The following is a 3,321-nucleotide window of genomic DNA, read 5'->3' on the forward strand; positions in this document are numbered from 1 at the left end:
CCGAACCGCTCGCACGCCGGGATCACCTCGGCCTCCACCCCGCGTTCCACCAGCGAGTAGTGGTTCTGCGCGGAGATGAACCGGGTACGCCCCTGCGACGACGCGGTCCAGTCGGCGTCGGCGATCTGCCAGCCGGCGAAGTTGGAGTTGCCCAGGTAGCGCACCTTGCCGGCGGTCACCAGGTCGTCGAGCGCGGCGAGCGTCTCGTCGATCGGGGTGCCCGGGTCTGGCTCGTGCATCTGGTACAGGTCGATGTGGTCGGTGCCGAGCCGGCGCAGCGACGCCTCGACGGCGCGGGCGATGTAGCGGCGGGCGCCCCGGGCGTCGTGGTCCGGCCCGTTCGCGCCGTGCATGTCCATGCCGAACTTGGTGGCCACCACCACGTCGTCGCGGCGGCCTTTGAGCGCCTGGCCGAGCAGTTCCTCGGAGGCGCCCTGCGGCTCGCCGTAGATGTCGGCGGTGTCGAAGAAGTTGATCCCGGCGTCGAGGGCGGCGTCGACCACCGCCCGGGTGCCGTCGAGGTCGAGTTTGCGGCCGAAGTTGTTGCAGCCGATGCCGACCACTGACACCACGAGCCCGGAGTCGCCCAGCCGGCGATAGGTCATCTCACTCACGAGATCCACCCTATGCCCGCTCCCCGGGGCCCACCCGGGGAGCGGCTCAGGCCACGTCCCAGACCGGCGCCGGCGTCTCCACCACGTCACCGTCGCCCCGGAACAGCACGAACCGGTCGAAGGTACGGGTGAACCACCTGTCGTGGGTGACCGCGACGACAGTTCCCTCGAACGCGGTCAGCCCGGCCTCCAGCGCCTCGGCCGAGGCCAGGTCGAGGTTGTCGGTGGGCTCGTCCAGCAGCAGCAGCGTCGCGCCGGACAGTTCCAGCAGCAGCACCAGGAAGCGGGCCTGCTGACCGCCGGAGAGCGTGCCGAACCGCTGGTCGCCCTGCCCGGCCAGCTCGTACCGGGACAGCGCCGCCATGGCGGCGTGCCGGTCCATGCCGGCCCGGTGCTCGTCGCCGCGCCACAGCACCTCGACCAGCGTCTTCGCCATCAGCTCGGGGCGGTCGTGGGTCTGCGAGAAGTGCCCGGGCCGCACCCGCGCGCCGAGCCGGACCACGCCGCCGTGCGCGACCGGCGCGAGCGCGGCGGCGCCGTCGACCGGGGTGTTGCCGGGCTCCGGGTCGGTGCCGCCGCGGGCCAGCAGACGCAGGAAGTGCGACTTGCCGGTGCCGTTCGCGCCGAGCACCGCGACCCGGTCGCCGTACCAGAGTTCCAGGTCGAACGGGTACGTCAAGCCGTCCAGCTCCAACTGCTCGGCGATGACCGCGCGCTTGCCGGTCCGCCCGCCGGTCAGGCGCATCCGGATGTCCTGGTCCTTCGGGGGTACGGGCGGCGGCCCGGCCTCCTCGAACTTGCGCAGCCGGGTCTGCGCGGCCTGGTAGCGGGACGCCATCCCGTCGTTGTACGCGGCCTTCTGCTTGTACATCAGCATCAGCTCGCGCAGCTTCTGGTGCTCCTCGTCCCAGCGTTTGCGCAGCTCGTCGAGGCGGGCGTGCCGGGCGACCCGGGCGTCGTGCCAGCTCGCGAAGCCGCCCGGGTGCACCCAGGCGCTGCCGCCCTCCACCGCGACGACCCGGTCGGCGGTCTGGGCCAGCAGTTCCCGGTCGTGTGAGACGTACAGCACGGACTTGACCGACTCGCGCAGCCGCCCCTCCAGCCAGCGTTTGCCGGGTACGTCGAGGAAGTTGTCCGGCTCGTCGAGCAGCAGCACCTCGTCCGGGCCGCGCAGCAGCAGTTCCAGCGCGAAGCGTTTCTGCTGGCCGCCGGAGAGCGTGCGCACCGGCCGGTCCCGGGCGCTGTCCCACGGCAGGTCCAGCACGATGGTGGCGACGGTGTCGAAGAGGACCTCCGCGTCGTAACCGCCGGTCTCGCCCCAGGCGGCGAGCGCCTCGGCGTACGCGAGCTGGGCCTTGGCGGCGGCGGAGCTGTACTTGCCGCGGACCTCGGCCGCCCGCATGGCCGCCTCGGTCTCGGCGAGCCGCCGCCCGGCGTCGCGCAGCGCGGGCGGGGCGAGGGAGAGCGCCAGGTCGGCGAGCGTGGACTCGTCGCCGATCATGCCGATGAACTGCCGCATCACGCCCAGCCCGCCGGAGCGCGCGATCGCGCCGGTCTTCACCGGCAGGTCACCGGCGACCATCCGCAGCAGCGTGGTCTTGCCGGCGCCGTTCGGGCCGACCAGCGCCACCTTGGCACCCTCACCGACCCGGAACGAGACGTCGCTGAACAGCTCACGCCCGTCCGGGAGGATGTGCCCGACCGCTGCCACGTCCACGTATCCCACGCGGGCATCCTGCCCGAGCCGGGCCGCTGGACGACACCGGATTACCGGGTGACGCGCAGCACCCGGTAGCCCTTCTGGCTGGCGTGCCGCTCGACGGACCAGCCCTGCTCGACCAGCCAGCGGTGCAGCGAGTCGCCGCCGAGGTGCCGGGCGACGACGAGCCAGGCCACGCCGTCCGGGGCGAGCCGGGGCAGCCAGCGCAGCAGCAGGCCGTGCAGTTCCGGTTTGCCGATGTGGATGGGCGGGTTGGACCAGATCTGGGTGAAGGTGACGTCGTCCGGCAGCTCGTCGGGCGCGACGGCGCGTACCCGGTCGGCGGCGCCGACCCTTGCCGCGTTGGCGGTGGTGAGGGCGCGGGCCCGCTCGTTGACGTCCACGGCCCAGACGGTGGCCTCCGGCGCGACAGTGGCGAGGACGCAGGTGATCGGGCCGAAGCCGCAGCCGATGTCGAGCAGCGCGCCGGTGACGTCGGCGGCCGGCAGGTCGGCCTTGCGCAGCAGCACGGCGGTGCCGGGGTCGAGCCGGTCGGCGGAGAAGACGCCACCGGCCGAGCCGAGCGTGTAGTCGCGCCCGGCGACTGTGAACTCGACCTCGCGCGGGCGGGCCGGGGCCGAGGGCTCAGCGGTGAAGTAGTGGTCGCCGGTCACGCAGGCATTCTCGCACCGGCCCGGGGCGGTTCCGGCAACGGTGTCAGGGGCGGAGCCGGACGCCACTCCGCCAGAATTTCCCGATATTACCCCTGAAAGGGACAATCAGTCCTACTCTATGCCACATGGTGTACCGGTACGAGTCCGATGAGGACGCCTTCCTGGAGTACCCGAAGCCCGGGTCGCCGGGCAGGTACGCGGACACTACGTCGCCTACTGCCTGGGCACGCGCGCCGACCGGGAACGCATCCCCAGCGACGACGCAGCCGCCCGCGCGATCATGGACGCCATGGTCGAGCTGCACCTCAACCGGGCTGTGCTCGACCGTCGTGCG

At 72.5% G+C, this 3,321-nt stretch carries 4 protein-coding genes; all 4 read right to left on the bottom strand.

Annotation, left to right across the window (positions count from 1 at the left end; genetic code table 11):
- Positions 1-623: aldo/keto reductase (locus KBX39_RS27025; RefSeq protein WP_210873166.1), on the bottom strand; the 623-nt coding region annotated here is incomplete at its 3' end.
- A gap of 37 nt (positions 624-660) precedes the next feature.
- On the bottom strand, positions 661-2,340 hold the full coding sequence (locus KBX39_RS27030; protein WP_166456961.1) for an ABC-F family ATP-binding cassette domain-containing protein: 1,680 nt from the start codon (positions 2,338-2,340) through the stop codon (positions 661-663).
- A gap of 41 nt (positions 2,341-2,381) precedes the next feature.
- Entirely contained in the window at positions 2,382-2,987 is a 606-nt protein-coding gene (locus KBX39_RS27035; protein ID WP_113973440.1) for a class I SAM-dependent methyltransferase, read from the bottom strand.
- Positions 2,988-3,030: 43 nt separating this feature from the next.
- The coding region (locus KBX39_RS27040) for a hypothetical protein (protein ID WP_210873168.1) at positions 3,031-3,321 on the bottom strand (291 nt) is incomplete at its 5' end.

It is taken from the genome of Micromonospora sp. D75 (genome assembly GCF_018070405.1).
Lineage (GTDB): Bacteria > Actinomycetota > Actinomycetes > Mycobacteriales > Micromonosporaceae > Micromonospora > Micromonospora chalcea.